This window comes from Sphingomonas panacis, from assembly GCF_001717955.1.
Taxonomy (GTDB): domain Bacteria; phylum Pseudomonadota; class Alphaproteobacteria; order Sphingomonadales; family Sphingomonadaceae; genus Sphingomonas; species Sphingomonas panacis.
Map to the genome: position 1 here is coordinate 3,947,004 of NZ_CP014168.1, position 16,677 is coordinate 3,963,680.

The window sequence follows — 16,677 nt, forward strand, 5'->3', positions numbered from 1 at the left end:
GCTCAGGCCGGCTCGGCCCGCGCCTGCAGCGCCGCACGATCACGGATCGTCACGCCGCGCGCGCCGGGAAGCGCGATCAGCCCCGCCGCCTTCAACTTGGTCAATTGCCGGCTCACCGTCTCGATCGTCAGCCCCAGCACGTCGGCGATCTGCCCGCGCGTCAGCGGTAGATCGAACGTCACCGGGCCGGATTCGGTGGCGCGGCACCCGGCGCTGCCGGCGCGATCCGCCATGCTGAGCAGGAAGCCGGCGATCTTCTCCTCCGCCGATTTGCGCGCGAGCATCAGCATCCGTCCGCGCGCTTCCTCAAGCGCCGAGAAGGTGCGCTGGAGGAGCATCCGCTCCATCCGCACATGATCTTCCAGCACCCGTTCGAACGGCTTGCGCGGAAACACGCACAGCTCGGCGTCGGTCAGCGCGGTAACGGTGAAATCCGATTGCTCGGCATAGGGCCGGCCGACGAAATCGGCGGGATAGAGCAGCCCGACGATCTGCTCGCGGCCGTCGGCGGTCGAGGCGCTGAGCTTGAGTACGCCGGCGAGCAGATTGGCGCAAACGATGCTTTCGTCACCCGCCCATATCACCGTCTCGCCGCGCGCGACGGTCTGGCGGCGCCCGAGCGTGTTGAGCGCGGTCAGCTCCGCATCAGTCAGGCTCCCGCAGAGCGACTGATCCCGCACGGCGCAATCGGCGCAGATGTCTGTGACGAGCATAGCCCCCCTATAAAGGGCTTCGCACCGTTTGTCTTGCCATCGTATCGTTTTGAAGATCGACAAAAAGACCGGCGTCTCACGACGCCGGTCCGAGTGTCACTGGTTGGTGATCGCGTCCTCGTCATCCTCGATGGGCAACGAGAATTCGTGCCAGATCCCGTTGAGAACTCCGAACACCACCGCCAGGCCCAGGCCCAGCACCCATGTAAAATACCACATCGCTTGATCCTTCTCGGGCTCAGTAGAAATCGGGGTTGGTGCGAACCTCATCGGTGGTGACGCGGCCCCACATTACCTTGAACGCCCAACTCGTGTAGGCGAGCACGATCGGCAGGAAGACCACCGTCACGAACACCATGATGCCGAGCGTCTTGGCGGTCGAAGAAGCGTTCCACACCGTCAGGCTCGAATGCGTGTCGATGCTCGACGGCAGGATGTACGGGAACATCGACAGTCCGACCGTGGCGATGATCCCCGTCGCAGCCAGCGCCGAGCCGCCGAACGAGGTCTTCTCCCAGCCATTGGTGATGCCGGCGAACGCCAGCACCGCCCCGCCGAAACCGAGCGCCGGCGCAATCAGCATCCACGGATACAGCCCGTAATTGCCGAGCCACGCGCCGGCGACATGCTCGGTGGTCGTGCGCAGCGGGTTGGACTGGCCGGACGGATCAGCGACCGTCAGCATGTGATAGCCGATGTCGCCGAACGCGACATACGCCCCGCCGAGCGCGAACAGCACCACGGCGGCGATCGCGGCGATGCAGCCATAGCCGCGTGCGCGGTCGTGGACTGGGCCGTGCTCGACCTTGAAGGTCAGCCAGGTCGCGCCATGCAGCACCAGCATCGCCACCGACAACAGCCCGCACAGCAAGGTGAACGGCGTGAACAACCCCAGGAGCCCCCCCTCATAGAACGAGCGCAGATCGCTATCGAGCCGGAACGGCGCACCCGACAGCACGTTGCCGACCGCGACGCCGAACACCAGCGCGGGCACCAGACCCCCGACGAACAGCGCATAGTCCCACCGCGTCCGCCACGCCGGGTCGTCGCGCTTCGAACGGTATTTGAACCCCACCGGCCGCAGGATCAGCGCGGCCAGCACCAGGAACATCGCCAGATAGAAGCCCGAGAAGCTCACCGCGTAAACGAACGGCCACGCGGCGAAGATCGCGCCGCCGCCGGTGATGAACCACACGAAATTGCCTTCCCAGTTCGGCCCGACGGTGTTGATCACCATCCGCCGCTCGGGGTCGGTCTTCGCGACCCAGGGCAGCAGCGCCGCCACCCCGAGATCATAGCCGTCGGTCAGCGCGAAGCCGATCAACAGCACCCCCATCAGCACCCACCAGATCAGGCGCAGGTTTTCATAGTCGAACATTGTTTATGTCCCTTTCAAGCGGCCAGCGGGGTCGCGGGGAGCGTGCCGGGTTCCGGCTGCGGATCCTCGTCATGTTCGAACGGCCCCTTCTTGATCGACGTGAGCATCAGCCGCACCTCGATGACGGCCAGCACGCCGTACAGCGCGGTGAAGCCGAAGATCGTCGTCCACAGCGCCCCGCGCGACAGCGAGGATGCGGCGAGGAAGGTCGGCAGCACGCCCTCGATCGCCCACGGCTGACGTCCGATCTCGGCCAACAGCCAGCCGAGTTCGATCGCCACCCACGGCAGCGGAATCGAGATCACGGCTAGCCGCAGGAACCAGCGCGTGCTGTCATGCCGCCGCAGGCTGGCGAGCACGAACGCGGTGGCGAACAGCGCGATCATGTAGAAGCCGATGAACGCCATGGTCCGGAAGCTCCAGAACATCAGCGGCACGTTCGGCACGACATCCCACGCCGTCTTGGCGATCAGTTCGGGGCTGGCCATGCGAGGATCGGCGACATGCGCCTTCAAGAGCAACGCATAGCCGAGATCGCGCTTGTGCGCCTCGAACCGCGCCCGCTCGGCCACATTGGTGGGATCGCGCTTGAGCTTCTGCACAGCGTCATAGGCGACCACGCCCGAGGTGATCCGCTCCTGTGCCTTGAGCACGAGCTCCGACATGCCCGTCACCTCTTTGTCGAGGCTGCGGGTCGCGATCAGGCCGAGCACCCACGGCACTTCGACCGAATAGCGCGTCTTGCGGGCAACCGTATCGGGCATACCGATCAGCGTGATGCCGGCCGGTGCCGGCGCGGTGTGCCACGCCGCCTCGATCGCGGCGAGCTTCATCTTCTGGTTGTCGGTCAGCGCATAGCCGCTCTCGTCACCCAGCACGACCACCGACAGCGACGACAGCAGCCCAAACGCCGCCGCCACCGCCATCGAGCGTTTGGCGACGCCGCGATACTTCCCTTTTAGAAGGTAGAAGGCGGAGATGCCGAGCACGAACACCGAAGCGCAGACATAGCCGGCGCTGACGGTGTGGACGAACTTGGCCTGCGCGATCGGATTGAACAGCACCTGCCCGAAGCTGGACACTTCCATCCGCATCGTCTCGGGATTGAACTGCGCCCCGACCGGATTCTGCATCCAGCCGTTCGCGATCAGAATCCACAGCGCCGACAGGTTGGTGCCGAGCGCCACCAGGAAGGTGACGATCAGATGTCCGAGCTTCGACAGCCGGTTCCACCCGAAGAACATCACCCCGACCATCGTGGCTTCGAGGAAGAACGCCATCAGCCCCTCGATTGCGAGCGGCGCGCCGAAGATGTCGCCGACATAATGCGAGAAATACGACCAGTTGGTGCCGAACTCGAACTCCATCGTCAGCCCGGTCGAGACGCCGAGCACGAAGTTGATCGCGAACAACCGTCCCCAGAAGCGCGTGATGACGCGCCAGATCGGCCGGTTGGTCATCACATACACCGATTCCATAATGACGAGCATGAAGCTCAGCCCCAAGGTCAGCGGAACGAACAGAAAGTGGTAGAGTGCGGTCAGCGCGAATTGCAGCCGCGACAGGTCGATAACACCCGGGTCCATAATTTGTGTCTCCCCGCGGGGCCGGACTCGGCCCCAAGCTGCCAGCGGATTAGGCGCGCACCGGGGCATCGACATTGACGCGAGTCAAAGACCACGATGCCCAATCAGGCGAGGACGTTGCCATGAACGCGATCACCATCGACCGGACCTCGCAGCGTATACGCACGCGGTGGCTGAAAGCCGCCGTGGCCGATGGCGGCCGGGCCCGCCAATCCACAAGCCTGCTGGTGCTCGATACGGTGGCGGCGATCGGCTTCGCCGCCGGACTGGCCGGTACGGTGGTGGCGGTGCCGTCGATCGGCGCGATGCTGCCCTGGGCGGCGCTGATGGCGGTCTCGGGCGGCGCGCGTGGGACGTTTGCGATGCTCGCCTCCCGCACCGGCGCGGCCGGTGCGGAACAGAGCAAGCTGCGCCTGCGCCGCCGGATCGTCGAGACATCGCTCCACCGCGCGCCTGGATCGGCCGCGACCACTGGCACGCTGATGAACGCGGCGGTGGACGAGGTCGACGCGATCGACGGCTATGTCGCCCGCTTCCTGCCCGCGCGGCAGGCGGGCGCGGTGGCGCCGTTCCTCGTGCTCGCCGCCACCGCCTTCGCCAGCCCGGTCGCCGCCGGCATCCTGTTCGCGACGCTGGTGCCCTTCATTCTCGTGATGGCGCTGGCGGGCGGCGCGGCGGCGGATGTGTCGCGCCAGCAGTTCCTCGCGCTGTCCCGGCTGTCGGGCCGCTTCGCCGACCGCATCCGCGCGCTACCGGTCGTGCTCGCCTTCGGTGCTGAAGAGAGCGAGGCCGCAGCGCTCGGCCGCGCCGCGGACGACCTCGCCCGCCGCACGATGCGCGTGCTTCGCGTCGCCTTCGTGTCCTCGGGCGCGCTGGAATTCTTCGCCGCGCTGTCGGTCGCGCTGGTGGCGGTCTATTGCGGGTTCAACCTGCTCCACCTCCTGCCCTTCCCGGTGCCGGAGCAGCTCGATCTCGGCCGCGCGCTTTTCGTGCTCGCGCTGGCGCCCGAATTCTACGCGCCGATGCGCCGCCTCGCCGCCGCCTATCACGACAAGCAATCCGCCGAGACCGCGGCCGACCGGCTCGCGGCGCTGGAGGGCGAAGGTCGCCCCCCCGTCACCAAAATGCCGCTGCCCCGCATCGCGCCGCGCGTCGTGTTCGACTCGGTAACGATCCGCTACCCCGGCGAGGATACCGCCGCCATCAGCCGCTTCTCGCTCGACATCGCGCCCGGCGAAACAGTGGCGTTGCTCGGCCCGTCGGGCAGCGGCAAGAGCAGCCTGCTGCACCTCCTGCTCGGGTTGGCGCCGCTGAGCGATGGCGCGGTGCGCGTGGGCGGCATCGATCTGGCCGAGGCCGGCAGCGTTGCGGCCATCGCCGCATGGGTCGGCCAGACCCCGCTGATCGTCACGGGGTCGATCCGCGAGAACCTGTTGCTCGCCTGCTCCGGGGCGTCGCCGCAGGAGCTCAGCGACGTGATCCACGCCGCCGGTCTAGGCCCGATGCTGGCGCGGCGCCCGCTGGGTGTCGACAGCCCGATCGACCTGCGCGGCGGTGGCCTGTCGGGCGGCGAACGGCGGCGGATCGCACTCGCCCGCGCGCTGCTCAAAGCCGCGCCGCTGCTGCTGCTCGACGAGCCGACCGCGCATCTCGACGCCGAGGCCGAGGACGATCTGATCGCCACCATCGATCGTGCCCGCGCCGGCCGCACCACGATCATCGCCACGCACAGCGAACAACTCGCCGCCATCGCCCACCGCGTAATCCGGCTCGGAGACACCGCATGAGCCAGCCGCTCGAAACGCTGATCGCCGCCGAACGCCGCACCCAGCGCCCGCTGCTGCGCCGCGCCGCCCTGTATGCGGCGCTGGTCGCGGCGGCGTCGGTCGTGCTGCTCGGCCTGTCCGGCTGGTTCATCACCGCCGCAGCTTTCGCCGGTGCGGCCGGGACGCTGGCCGCGCAGGCGTTCAACTACATGCTGCCGAGTGCCGGCATCCGCCTGCTCGCGATCGTGCGGACGGGCGCGCGCTATGGCGAGCGGCTGGCGGCGCACGAGGCGGCGTTCGGCGCGCTCGCCCGTATCCGCCCTGCGCTGTTCCGCGCGATCGCCGCCGCGCCGGTCGGCAAGGCGCTCGCGCTGAGCACCGGCGAAGCCACCGCACGGATGATCGGCGACGTGGATGCGATCGAGACTCGCTTCGTCCGTTTGTCCGCGCCGTGGGGCGTCGCCGCCGCTTTGGCATCCGGGCTGTGCCTGACGGTGTTGGGCGGCGCGCTCGCCGCGCTCTCGACGGTCGCCTGCCTCGCCGCGCTGCTGCTTTCCGCGCGCGCGTTGTCGCGCCGGCTCGAAGCGCCCGGCCGCGCGGTTCAGATCGCCGCCGGCGTGTTGCGGGAGGATTTCGCGCAGGCGATCGAAGCCGCGCCCGAACTGCGCTGCTTCGGGCTGGAGTCGTGGGCCGCCGATCGCATCGACGCGGCCAGCCGCGCGCTCGCCGCCGCCCAGCGCGCACAGGCGAGTGTGGCGGGCTGGTTCGAACTGATCCAGGCGCTGTCGATCGCCCTCGCGGCATCGGCGGCGGCGCTGCTGTCCGCCCCGGCGGGCGCGGAGATTGCCGCGCTGGCGGCGCTCGCCGCCGCGATGACGCTCGACGGTGCCGCCCCGCTGCTGCACGGCCAGATCGACCGTGGTAAAATGCGCGAAGCGGCCGCCCGGCTCGACACGCTCTTCGCGCCTCTCCCGCCCGCACGCGCGACCGCGATTCCGTCGGACACGCCGGTCCTGACCTTCCAGCATCCCGCGCCCTGCCGAGTCGCGCCGGGCGAGCGGCTCGCGCTGACCGGCCCGTCGGGCGCTGGCAAGACCATGATCGTCGAGACGCTGATCGGCCTGCGCCGCGCCACACCCGGCGAGATCACGCTCGACGGGATCGACCTCGCCACCGTGCCCCTGCCAGCTCTCCGCCACCGCTTCGCGTGGGCACCACAGGATGCGATGCTGCTGTCGGGCACGATCCGCGAAAACCTGATGCTTGCCAATCCATGCGCCGACGACGCGACGTTATGGGCCGCGCTCCACGACGCCGTTCTCGAAGACCGCGTCCGCGCGCTCGACCATGGCCTCGACGGCTGGATCGGCGAAAACGGCGTGCGTCTCTCAGGCGGCGAGCGCCGCCGCCTCGCGCTCGCCCGCGCCTATTGCGCGCGCGCGCCGTGGCTGTTGCTCGACGAACCGAGCGAAGGCCTTGACGCTGCCACCGAAGCGGTCCTCACCGACCGGCTGCGCAGCCGCCTCGACCGGACGGGTCAGGGCCTCATCCTCGTCACGCACCGGCCCACGCTCAAGGCCTTGTGTCCGCGCATATTGGCGATCGAACCCGATCGCCCCGGCGCCACCGTCCGCCTCGTCGCGTGAACCGTGCCGATCAGTCGAGCCCGGTCTTGCCCGGCGCCCAATACGCCTTGGTAAGCAGGCGGCTCGCTGGAAGCGTGAGCGCGCGCCGAAGCGTCTGAACCGTCCCGGCCTTGCCAACCAGCACGAACGAAGCGCCGGCCGCCGCCAGATCGGGAAGCGCCGCCGCCATCGCCGCAACATGCGACTCCTCCGGGCATCGCTCGACCAGTGCCGCGTCATCAAGACCAAGCTCGACTGCCACCTGCCGGGCGCTCTCGAGATCGCCGACTTCGAAGTGACAGGACAAGACGCGCCTCGGCTCCTGACGCGTCGCCGCATAGGCCAGTCCGATCGCCGTCTCGTCACCGAAGATCGCGAGCGGGCCGGACAGGCGACGCAGGTCGAGCGATCCGCGCGGCCCGAAGATGTCGCATTCGTCGCCGGGCCGGACGGTCCGCACCCACGCACCACCCGGCCCGTCGCCATGCGCGTAGCCCAGGATGCACATCCGCCCCGCCGCCGCGTTCCATTCGATCGGCGTATAGGTCCGCGCGACGAACGCCGACCCCATCGCGATCTGCACCTTGTCGCCCGGCGTCCACGCCGCGCCCTTGAGCGCCGCGCCTTCGAGCGTGATCAGCCGGAAGCGATCGGTCAGCCGCTCGCTCGCGATGACGGTGGCTCGCTTCATCAGCAGCCGTGTTAACGCTTTGCTCAACCGCCCCGGTGCCTTGGCGGAGGGGCGGTTCGGCAGCGTGTCCGCGAACATCACGCCACCTTCACGGCGAAGATGTTGCCCCGGCTCTCGTCCGGCAACGCGAACGCGAGATAGCCGTTGGCCGGATCGCCAACGTACCCCTTGTACGCCGGATCGAACGCGTTCTCGCCGAAGATCATCGCGCCGTACCTCAGCCGCGGCTCGATCAGCTTGAGCACCGGCAGATACAGCGAGAACGCGCCGTCGATCAGCAACAGATCGACCTCGCCGCCGACATCGCGCAACGTATCGAGCGCGTCGCCCTCGCGGACATCGGCGAGATCGGCCAGCCCCGCCGCCTCGAGGTTCGCACGGGCGCGAGCGGCCTTGGCCGGCTCCATCTCGCTGCCGATGAGTTGCCCGCCGCCATTGTCGCGCAGCGCCGCGGCCAGATACAGCGTCGAAACGCCCATCGACGTGCCGAACTCGACGATCCGGCGCGCCTTGCAGGCGCGCGCGGCCGCATAGAGAAGCCGGCCGTAAGCGGGCGAAATCGCGAGGAAATTACCGGCATAGCGGCGATAGGTTGCGCGATAGTCGGCGCGCTCCTCGGCAAGCATGTCGGTGATCACCGCGTCGATCGCCCCGCCGGCTGCGTCGATCTGCGTCATCATTTCTTCGCGGTGCTCACGATCGGAAACTTCGGCCTCCTCGTGGAGACGATCCAGAAGCCCGGCGACTCGCACGCTGCTTAATGTGGTCATGATATCTGCCCTTCGATCGGCGAAGCCGCTGCGGCCTCGACTGCTGCACGCGGTTCGGATATCGCGATCCCGAACTGGCGTCATTCCGAAGGCTGGACAGAATGTTATCCGATCTTGCCATGATACAGACGAGCGCATCATGCCGATCCTGACCGGCGCACATGATGTCGAGTGGGTCGATCCCGACGACGTGCCCCGCCCGATCGTCGCGTTCGGCGCGGCGATGGATGATGTCGGCGGGTTCGAACTGGACCCCCATCATCACCGCAAGGGCCAGATTCTGCTCGTCCAGCGCGGCGCGCTGAGCTGCGAGGTCGAAGGCGGGCTGTGGATCGTACCGCCGCGCAGCGCGATCTGGATTCCCGGCGGAGCGCGCCATTCGATCCGCGCGACCGGCGCGCTCGAAGGTTATAATGCTTTCGTCGATCCCGATGTCGGCACGCCGTTGCCCACCACTTGCTGCGCCGTCTCGGTCACGCCGCTGCTGCGCGAACTGCTTACCCGCGCCGCGCATTTGCCTTTCCTGTACGAAGAGGGCGGTGGCAATTCGCGGCTGGTCGCGGTGTTCCTCGACGAACTCGCCGCTGCCCCGGTCGAGGATCTCCATCTACCGATGCCAGCCGACCCGCGCCTGCGCAGGATCGTCGATGAAATGCTCGCCGCGCCCGCCGAACGCGGATCGCTGGAAATCTGGGCGGCGCGCGCGGGCGTCAGCGAACGGACGCTGATGCGGCTGATAAGCCGCGAGACCGGCATGACGTTCGGCCGCTGGCGCCAGCAACTCGGCGTCGTACTGGCGGTGAAGTGGCTGGCCGCCGGCGCCTCGATCCAGCAGGTCGCAGGCGACCTGGGCTATGAAAGCGTCCCCAGTTTCGTCACGATGTTCCGCAAGGCGCTCGGCACCTCGCCGGGGCGGTACATGGCCGAACGCCACTCTGGCTGACCGCCCGAACGACGGCGTTACGCAGCGCGGCGAAAGACAGCCACAGCGCCGAGACGGCGGAATAAAACGCGCTCAAACGGGCTGCGTCACGATTATGACAGGCTTGTCATGGAACCAAGCTTTGTTTCCAAACGGTTTCTGGCGCTGCATCAAGGAGTACTGCGTGAGCGACCATCCGACCCGCGAAGACCGGAACGCGGTTCTCGAAGCCAAACGAACGTTGAAGATGGCGCGATCGGCACATGCCTATGTGCGCGGCAACACCGCGAAATTTTACGAATGGCTGGTCGAGTCACCAGCGGCGAGGCACTTGCCCGAGGGGCCGCCGATCTGGATCTGCGGCGATTGTCATCTCGGCAATCTCGGCCCGATCGCGAACGGCGCCGGCAAGGTCGAGATCCAGATCCGCGATCTCGATCAGGCGGTGATCGGCAATCCGCTCCACGATCTCATCCGGCTCGGCCTCTCGCTGGCGACGGCGGCGCGGGGCTCCGATCTGCCCGGCGTCACCACCGCGCGCATGATCGAGCAGATGATGCTCGGCTACGAAGCCGCACTCGCCGATCCCACCAGCGGCGATGCCGGCCCCGAGCCGGACGCGGTGAAAACCGTCCGCCGCCGCGCGCTCGGCCGGCGCTGGCGGCATCTCGCCAAGGAACGTCTCGACGATGTCGAGCCATCGATCCCGCTCGGCAAGAGGTTCTGGCGGCTTGAGGAAAGCGAACAACAGGCGGTCGCCACCGTGTTCGAAGAGCCCGCCGTCGCCGGCATGGTGCTCGCGCTGCGGCACCGCGAAGGCGACCAGCGCGTCAGCATGACCGATGCGGCCTATTGGATGAAAGGGTGCAGTTCGCTCGGCCTGCTGCGCATCGCCGCGATCGTCGAGATGCGCGACCCCGACGACGACCGCGCCTATGCGCTCGTCGATATCAAGCAGGCGATCGCGCCGATCGCGCCCGCCGCGCGCGGCGCGAAGATGCCGCAGCGGCAGGGTGAGCGAGTCGTCGCCGCCGCGCGGGCGCTCTCCCCGCATCTGGGCGAGCGGATCGCCGCCGCGCACATCCTCGATGCGTCGGTGTTCGTGCGCGAACTGATGCCCCAGGATCTCAAGCTCGAAGTCGATCAGTTCACCACCGATCAGGCAACCAAGGCGGCGCATTATCTCGCCTTTGTCGTCGGCAAAGCGCACGCCCGCCAGCTCGGCGCCGAAGACCGCCGCCTCTGGCAAGCCGAGCTCAACCGAAGCCGCGCCACGAAGATCGATGCGCCGTCTTGGCTTTGGGAAAGCGTCGTCGATCTCGCCGGCCGGCACGAAGCGGGTTATCTCGAACATTGCCGCCGCTACGCGATGGCGGCCGCCGCCTGACCACAGCAAAGCCGCTCGCCCGGCGACGCGAATGTGCTAACCCTCGCGCGGTTTGGGCGGGGTTTTCGAAATGGGCGGACTGAGCAGCACTTTGTCGGACCGGCAGGCGGTCTGGGCCTTCGCGCTCGGCTGCCTCGCGGTCACGGTCGGCGTATGCGCGCATCTGCCGATGTTCGCGATGGCGCGCGCGATGCATTATCATCTCGCCGGAATGCCGATGGACAGTTTCATGCTGGTCGGAATGGGGCTGATCGTGGCGGGCACCTTCATCGCCGCCTACGGGCTGCTGCCGCGCAACGTCGCGGCGCAACGCGCCGCCGCTGCCGACATCGTCGTCGCCGCACCCGAAGACGCGCAGCTCGGCCCGGCGCATTGGGGTTTGATGGCGGTGCTGGTGGTCGCGCTCGTCATCGACGTGATGAAGCCCGCCTCGCTCGGCTTCACCGTGCCGGGGATGATCAGCGAATATGGCGTCCCCAAGAAGACCGTCTCGCTCGTGCCGTTCTTCGCGCTCGCCGGCACCGTCACCGGCTCGGTGCTGTGGGGCTGGATCGCCGACGTCTACGGCCGCAAGGCGTCGATCCTGCTGTCGGCGGTGATGTTCGTCGGCACCTCGATCTGCGGCGCGATGCCGAGCCTCGCGTGGAACATCGCGATGTGCTTCATGATGGGCGCGGCGGCGGGCGGGATGCTGCCGGTGACCTACGCTCTGCTCGCCGAGATGATGCCGAGCCGGCATCGCGGTTGGAGCCTCGTGCTGGTTGGCGGTCTCGGCGCGGTCGGCGGCTATTTCGCGGCGAGTGGGCTGTCGGCGGTGCTGCAACCGATCTTCGGCTGGCGCATCCTGTGGCTGGCCAACCTTCCCACCGGTCTGACCTTGGTGCTGCTCGGCGCGCTGATCCCCGAATCCGCCAAGTTCCTGCTCGCGCGTGGCCGGGTGCAGGAGGCAGAAGCGGTGATGCGTCGCTTCGGCGCCAGGGCCACCAGCGCGAGCGCGACCGTCGCCGCCGCGGCGCCGGGCTCGCACGCGCTCACCGGCCTCAGGCTTTACGGCAAGCTTGCCGCACTCAGCCTGTGCGCGCTGTCCTGGGGCTTGATCAACTTCGGGCTGCTGCTGTGGTTGCCGGCGGATCTGGTGGCGAAAGGCTATTCGGTCGGCGTGTCGAGCCGCCTACTCGCCGAAAGCGCGCTGATCGCCTTCCCCACCGTCTTCATAGCAGCGTTTCTCTACAGCCGCTGGAGCACGAAATGGGCGTTGGTGACGATGATCGCGATGACGCTCGCCGGCCTGCTGCTGGTGCTGCGGCTCGAACTGGCGGGCAGCGGCAGCCCGGTGCTGCCGGTGGCGCTGCTCATCGTCGGCACCAATGGCATCATCGCCATCGTCCTGCCCTACACCGCCGAGAGCTTCCCGATGCGAGTCCGCGGGCGGGCGACCGGCTGGGTCGCGGCCTGCACCAAAAGCGGCGGCCTGCTCGCGCAGGGGCTGACGATCAGCGGCATCGTCCTGTCGATGGGCCTATCCTCCGCGCTGGTAATGCTGCCGACGGCCGTGTCGCTCATCCTGATCGCGTGGTTCGGCCGTGAGACACGCGGCCGCGACTTACGCGATCTCGACGCCGAGACGGCGCAGGTCGGCCGACCCGAGGCGTAAAACGCCGCCTCGCACACAGCGAACCATTCAATACGCTGCGTGGCGCGAAATCTGCGGGGGCCGCTTGCGGTCGTTTCCAGTGGCTGGTCCTATCTCCAGCATCGCGGCGGCCCGGCGGCACCCGCATCGGCCTTGCCCTAATGCCCGCAGCGATCGACCGATCCGTCGATAATTCTGCGCCGCTGAAAGCGATCGTTCAGCTTTGCGTCGGCAGGAGCATCCGATTGACATTGGAATATCGAATGAATCGTTTGAGTCTCGCGTTTCCGGGCCGATCACTCCTGGGCGCATGTGCGCTGCTGTGCGCTGCCGGCCCGCAGCCCGTGTTCGCGCGCACGGTGGCGCGCCCTACCTCGGAACTGCTTATCGATGCGTCGAGCGGCCGGCCGATCTATGCCAGCCTGCCGGACGAGCCGCGCCGTCCCGCGTCGCTCACCAAGATGATGACGCTGTATCTCGTGTTCGACGCGCTCGATGCCGGCAGGTTGCGGCTCGACGATGCCATCACGATCTCGCGCAATGCCGCGCGGCAGCCTGCCTCGCGTCTCGGGATCGCGGCCGGAAAGCGCCTGTCGGTGCGCGCGGTGATCCAGGCGATGGCGGTGCAGTCCGCCAACGACGTGACCGTCGCCATCGCCGAACGGCTGAGCGGCAGCGAGGAGCGATTCGCGGCGGTGATGACCGCCAAGGCGCGGCAGCTCGGCATGACCCACACCAGTTTCGCGAACGCGACCGGGCTCACCAACCGCGGCAATCAAACCACCGCGCGCGACATGACCAAGCTTTCGCTGGCACTGCTGAAGCGGCACGCCCGATATTATCGGGTCTTCAGCCTCCGCTCGATCGTCTGGCGCTCGCGGCGCATCGTCAATCACGATCACCTGCTCGGCAAGGTCGGCGGGGTCGATGGCATTAAGACCGGCTACACCGCCGACGCCGGCTACAACATCGCGACCTCTGCCCAGCGGCGCGGGAAACGGATCGTCGCCGTCGTGCTCGGCGCGGATTCGCTACGGGCGCGGGATCGCCGCGCCGCCGAACTGGTCGAGTTCGGCTTCACCCACCTGCCGCCCGCGCGCCGCTAACGCGGCACCGCAACGTCAGGCTTTTGCGGAATAGATCATGCGGCCCTGGCCGAGCCGCGCGAACACCTGCGGAAGATCGGCCTCGCTGACGGCAAAGCACCCCTGGCTGCGCCCGAGCTGGCCGTGCGTGCGCAGCATGTCGGGATTCGCATACCAGGCCGAATGAACCACGAGCGCGCGCGACAGCGCATTGCTGTTGGTCGGATCGAGACCGATCAGACGCTGCGATCTGCCGTGCTTGCCGACATAATAGTCCGAAGCCAGGAAAGCGCCCTCGCTGGAGGCATTGGAGCCCTCTTCGTTCGAAAAGCGCTGAAGATAGCCGGTATGCGCAGGGTCGCTGCCGCTGCCATGCGCCACGAGCAGGGTCGTCGCCATGCCGTTGGCCATATCGACAAGGTAGAAGCGCGGTTGCGCCGAAGGCTGGGAGAAGTCCGCGATCGCGATCCGGTCACGGTGCGGAATCTGTGATCCGTGACGTTGAAGCGCGGCGAGCGCGCGGCGAAGCAGTTCGGGACGCACGACACTCCGCGACGCGAGCGGCTGAATGGTGGGAAGCTGCGCCGCCGCGACGCGCGGCAGGGCTGCTGCGCCCAACAAAGCGATCCCGGTTTTGGCAAAGTTGCGGCGTGACAGGCTAAGCACAGGATTTTGCACGGCTCGGTAGACATCCCGTTGATAAGCGATGGGACCATTTACCATGAAATCGTAAGAAATTCGTTGCCTAAACAGCATTTTGTTCCCGACTTTTCTTAATTCCGTCGCGACCGGGTTTCGCTTCGTCGCAACGGCGGCACATCACTGCAATTCGGATCGAAACCCGGCGAATCGCGTTTTCTACCGTATATCCAGACGCCTGGCACAGGCCTGTGAATTCGGATTTGCAAACGAGGTGCGCGATGACTTCGACGCTTCTTCGTCGCGGCATTGGTGCCGTGGCGGTGGTTACCGCATTGGTGGGCGTCTCGAACGCTGCGCACGCGCGCGACGCCGAGCCGACCAGTGAGGCGGTTGCGATGATGAGTCCGGGGGATTTCCTCTGGAACGATGATGCCGCAAGCCAGCCGAAGGCGAGTGACGTGCGGATCGTGGTGAGCATCCCTGACCAGAAGATGTACGTCTATCGCGGCGCCAGGCTCATGGCGGTATCGGCGGTCTCCACCGGCAAGCCGGGGCACGACACGCCGACCGGCGATTTCAAGATCCTGCAGAAGCAGGTCAAGCACAGATCGAACCTCTATAACGATGCGTCGATGCCGTACATGCAGCGCATCACGTGGGACGGCGTGGCGATCCATGCCGGGCGCGATCCGGGCTACGCGGCGTCGCACGGCTGCGTGCGGGTGCCGATCGCCTTCGCCAAGCGGCTCTACGCGATCACGCGGCTTGGCGCGGCTGTGACGGTCACCGACGAGTCGCTGGCAGCCGATGCGCCCTCCCCGCCCCTGGACGCGGAGGATTTGGGCCTCCCGCCGGCGCCGCAAGACCCCGCGCCCGAGGCTACCGAAATCGCCGCTGTGCGATAACGGACCTCGGGCCGCGCGTCGGATCGGCTCGGCGCTTACGGCCCGACGTCCGCCTGGTCCGTCCGCACGCGAAGCGCCTTCCCCACCTTGAACCCGAGTGCCGCGCCGACACGGTCGTCCCAGCCATAAGGATCGTTGCGCACGATCGGTTCGCCCTTCTCGTCGAACAGCACCGTCTGGTAGAGCATCCGCACCGGAATCTGGCGGGGCAGCTTCACGAAAGTCTCTTTTCCGGTCGCCCGTGCCTTGTGCCATTCGTCCAGCACGTTTTCGTCCCGTGCGAGGATTTCGGCAAAGCCAAGCGCATCTTCCACGCGGACGCAGCCATGGCTGCGCTGCCGCTGCGTGAGCGCGAACATGGCCTTGGCCGGCGTGTCGTGGAGGTAGATGGCATGCTCGTTCTGCATGTCGAACTTGACCAGACCGAGCGAGTTTTTCGGCCCCGGCTGCTGCACGATCCAGCCGTTCTTCCGCGCCATGTTGTGCGCGCGCAGGTAGCTGCCGCTCTTGCCCGCCAGCTCACTCCGCTCGATCGAGCGCGGGATCGTCCAGGTCGGGTTGGCGACCAGCCGGAAGATCGGCGAACCGAGCTGCGGCGTCTCCTTGTCGGGCTCGCCGACCACCACCTTGCGGCTGTCCACCAGCTTGCCGTCGCGCCAATAGCTGAGCCTCGCCGCGGCGAGGTTCACGTCGATGCGGGTCGGTTGCGGGGTCCGCTCCAGCCAGCGCAGCCGCTCCATGCCGACTGCGATCGCCCGCGCGCGATCGACATTCGACAGGTTCAGGATGGCCAGTGCCTCGCCACCGATGACGCCGTCGGGTTCCATGCCGTAATCGGCCTGCATCGCCTTTACCGCCGCGACCATCGCAGGCGTGTAGCGATCGCCCTGCGCTGCCTCTGGTTTGAGGTAATCGAGGACGACGAGCTGGTGCGCGATGGAAGGCAGGCGCGGATCGGCGACACCGGGCTTGATCGGTTCGCCGGCGTCGGAGATCCCGGCCGCCTGCGCGGCCGGCTGCCGGCGCAACGCGAGATAGGCTTGTGAAAGACGACGATAATTGGCGTCCGCAGGCGCAAGGCCGTTCAGCCAGCCGGCGACATCCCCCGCTTTCAACGCGGCCGACAGCCCCTGTTTCAGGTCCGGGTTGGGGCGCGCCACGGTGTAAATGTCATAGAGTTTGGCGGGATCGGTGGCCCCGCGTGCGAGTGCGGCGGCATAGCTCAATGCCACCCGCGTCAGCGCGACCGCGTCCTGCGCGCCGCTCCCTTCGCCCACGGCATCGAACCGCATCTGATCGAGGCCGTGCGCGGCGCGGCCGGCAATCGCCTTTCGCAACTGAGCGGCGGTACCGTCCGTCCACCCGCCCGCCTGAGCGGCCGGACCTTGCGCCGCCGATTGCTGCTGCGCGCCGGTCTGTCCGGGCGAATTGCACCCACTCAATACCAGAATCAGCGCCAGCGCTGACGATCCCCCCAAATATGATGTCACACGGTGCTCCTCGAGTTGACCTCTTCAACGTCTCGGATGCCATTCCGGCCCCATCGCTCCGGCGCGGGAATGGCGAAGCAGCGG

Annotated in this window: 15 protein-coding genes; 7 read left to right on the forward strand and 8 right to left on the reverse strand. The window is 67.5% G+C overall.

Translation table 11 applies throughout. The features are described from left to right. Window positions 1-2: 2 nt before the first annotated feature. The 4 genes from J0A91_RS17970 to J0A91_RS17985 form a co-directional block, all read right to left on the reverse strand. Complete coding sequence (locus J0A91_RS17970; RefSeq protein ID WP_069206042.1) at window positions 3-713, reverse strand: Crp/Fnr family transcriptional regulator; 711 nt, start codon at window positions 711-713, stop codon at window positions 3-5. A 96-nt stretch (window positions 714-809) separates the two neighbouring features. After that, on the reverse strand, window positions 810-932 hold the full coding sequence (gene cydX / locus J0A91_RS17975; RefSeq protein ID WP_069206043.1) for a cytochrome bd-I oxidase subunit CydX: 123 nt from the start codon (window positions 930-932) through the stop codon (window positions 810-812). 19 nt (window positions 933-951) lie between these two features. Beyond that, window positions 952-2,091 carry a cytochrome d ubiquinol oxidase subunit II gene (cydB, locus tag J0A91_RS17980; RefSeq protein ID WP_069206044.1) on the reverse strand — a complete coding sequence of 380 codons (1,140 nt, stop codon included), beginning with the start codon at window positions 2,089-2,091 and terminating at the stop codon, window positions 952-954. 14 nt (window positions 2,092-2,105) lie between these two features. Continuing rightward, complete coding sequence (locus J0A91_RS17985; RefSeq protein WP_069206045.1) at window positions 2,106-3,677, reverse strand: cytochrome ubiquinol oxidase subunit I; 1,572 nt, start codon at window positions 3,675-3,677, stop codon at window positions 2,106-2,108. 122 nt (window positions 3,678-3,799) lie between these two features. Between J0A91_RS17985 and cydD the strand changes: the two genes are divergently transcribed. Both cydD and J0A91_RS17995 read left to right on the forward strand, forming a co-directional pair. After that, complete coding sequence (gene cydD, locus J0A91_RS17990; protein WP_069206046.1) at window positions 3,800-5,464, forward strand: thiol reductant ABC exporter subunit CydD; 1,665 nt, start codon at window positions 3,800-3,802, stop codon at window positions 5,462-5,464. Continuing rightward, window positions 5,461-7,089, forward strand: a complete 1,629-nt coding sequence (locus tag J0A91_RS17995) for an amino acid ABC transporter ATP-binding/permease protein (protein WP_069206047.1) — start codon at window positions 5,461-5,463, stop codon at window positions 7,087-7,089. Before cydD ends, J0A91_RS17995 begins: the two co-directional genes overlap by 4 nt. A 10-nt stretch (window positions 7,090-7,099) precedes the next feature. On the opposite strand, the gene J0A91_RS18000 is transcribed toward J0A91_RS17995, so the two are convergent. After that, window positions 7,100-7,837 (reverse strand): siderophore-interacting protein, encoded by a 738-nt coding sequence (locus tag J0A91_RS18000; protein ID WP_069206048.1) that lies wholly within the window; start codon window positions 7,835-7,837, stop codon window positions 7,100-7,102. Continuing rightward, the gene (locus J0A91_RS18005; RefSeq protein WP_069206049.1) at window positions 7,837-8,529 is read right to left on the reverse strand and encodes an O-methyltransferase; all 693 of its coding nucleotides are present in this window, start codon (window positions 8,527-8,529) and stop codon (window positions 7,837-7,839) included. The genes J0A91_RS18000 and J0A91_RS18005 overlap by 1 nt, the downstream gene beginning before the upstream one ends. A gap of 139 nt (window positions 8,530-8,668) precedes the next feature. Between J0A91_RS18005 and J0A91_RS18010 the strand changes: the two genes are divergently transcribed. The 4 genes from J0A91_RS18010 to J0A91_RS18025 all read left to right on the forward strand — a co-directional run bounded on the left by J0A91_RS18010 (window position 8,669) and on the right by J0A91_RS18025 (window position 13,577). Beyond that, a complete protein-coding gene (locus J0A91_RS18010; RefSeq protein ID WP_069206050.1) occupies window positions 8,669-9,472 on the forward strand; it encodes an AraC family transcriptional regulator in 804 nt (267 codons plus the stop codon). A gap of 163 nt (window positions 9,473-9,635) precedes the next feature. Then, window positions 9,636-10,838, forward strand: coding sequence for a DUF2252 family protein (locus J0A91_RS18015; protein WP_420852804.1), 1,203 nt, complete (start codon window positions 9,636-9,638; stop codon window positions 10,836-10,838). Between the two features lie 70 nt (window positions 10,839-10,908). Next, complete coding sequence (locus J0A91_RS18020) at window positions 10,909-12,492, forward strand: MFS transporter (protein WP_069206051.1); 1,584 nt, start codon at window positions 10,909-10,911, stop codon at window positions 12,490-12,492. Between the two features lie 242 nt (window positions 12,493-12,734). Then, window positions 12,735-13,577, forward strand: coding sequence for a D-alanyl-D-alanine carboxypeptidase family protein (locus J0A91_RS18025; protein WP_069207464.1), 843 nt, complete (start codon window positions 12,735-12,737; stop codon window positions 13,575-13,577). 15 nt (window positions 13,578-13,592) lie between these two features. Here J0A91_RS18025 and J0A91_RS18030 read toward each other — a convergent pair whose 3' ends face one another. Next, window positions 13,593-14,174, reverse strand: a complete 582-nt coding sequence (locus tag J0A91_RS18030) for a murein L,D-transpeptidase catalytic domain family protein (protein ID WP_240502065.1) — start codon at window positions 14,172-14,174, stop codon at window positions 13,593-13,595. Between the two features lie 302 nt (window positions 14,175-14,476). Between J0A91_RS18030 and J0A91_RS18035 the strand changes: the two genes are divergently transcribed. After that, window positions 14,477-15,103 carry a L,D-transpeptidase family protein gene (locus J0A91_RS18035; RefSeq protein WP_069206052.1) on the forward strand — a complete coding sequence of 209 codons (627 nt, stop codon included), beginning with the start codon at window positions 14,477-14,479 and terminating at the stop codon, window positions 15,101-15,103. A gap of 35 nt (window positions 15,104-15,138) precedes the next feature. Here the strand turns inward: J0A91_RS18035 and J0A91_RS18040 are convergent, their stop codons facing one another. Beyond that, window positions 15,139-16,593 carry a L,D-transpeptidase family protein gene (locus J0A91_RS18040; RefSeq protein WP_069206053.1) on the reverse strand — a complete coding sequence of 485 codons (1,455 nt, stop codon included), beginning with the start codon at window positions 16,591-16,593 and terminating at the stop codon, window positions 15,139-15,141. Window positions 16,594-16,677 lie beyond the last annotated feature (84 nt).

What these genes read in the sequence shown, in the direction of transcription:
- J0A91_RS18000 (WP_069206048.1), bottom strand. Translation starts at nt 7,837, where the DNA reads ATGTTCGCGGACACGCTGCCGAACCGCCCCTCCGCCAAGGCACCGGGG.
- J0A91_RS17995 (WP_069206047.1), top strand. Translation starts at nt 5,461, where the DNA reads ATGAGCCAGCCGCTCGAAACGCTGATCGCCGCCGAACGCCGCACCCAG.
- cydX (WP_069206043.1), bottom strand. Translation starts at nt 932, where the DNA reads ATGTGGTATTTTACATGGGTGCTGGGCCTGGGCCTGGCGGTGGTGTTC.
- J0A91_RS18025 (WP_069207464.1), top strand. Translation starts at nt 12,735, where the DNA reads ATGAATCGTTTGAGTCTCGCGTTTCCGGGCCGATCACTCCTGGGCGCA.
- J0A91_RS17985 (WP_069206045.1), bottom strand. Translation starts at nt 3,677, where the DNA reads ATGGACCCGGGTGTTATCGACCTGTCGCGGCTGCAATTCGCGCTGACC.
- J0A91_RS17970 (WP_069206042.1), bottom strand. Translation starts at nt 713, where the DNA reads ATGCTCGTCACAGACATCTGCGCCGATTGCGCCGTGCGGGATCAGTCG.
- J0A91_RS18005 (WP_069206049.1), bottom strand. Translation starts at nt 8,529, where the DNA reads ATGACCACATTAAGCAGCGTGCGAGTCGCCGGGCTTCTGGATCGTCTC.
- cydB (WP_069206044.1), bottom strand. Translation starts at nt 2,091, where the DNA reads ATGTTCGACTATGAAAACCTGCGCCTGATCTGGTGGGTGCTGATGGGG.
- cydD (WP_069206046.1), top strand. Translation starts at nt 3,800, where the DNA reads ATGAACGCGATCACCATCGACCGGACCTCGCAGCGTATACGCACGCGG.
- J0A91_RS18020 (WP_069206051.1), top strand. Translation starts at nt 10,909, where the DNA reads ATGGGCGGACTGAGCAGCACTTTGTCGGACCGGCAGGCGGTCTGGGCC.
- J0A91_RS18035 (WP_069206052.1), top strand. Translation starts at nt 14,477, where the DNA reads ATGACTTCGACGCTTCTTCGTCGCGGCATTGGTGCCGTGGCGGTGGTT.
- J0A91_RS18010 (WP_069206050.1), top strand. Translation starts at nt 8,669, where the DNA reads ATGCCGATCCTGACCGGCGCACATGATGTCGAGTGGGTCGATCCCGAC.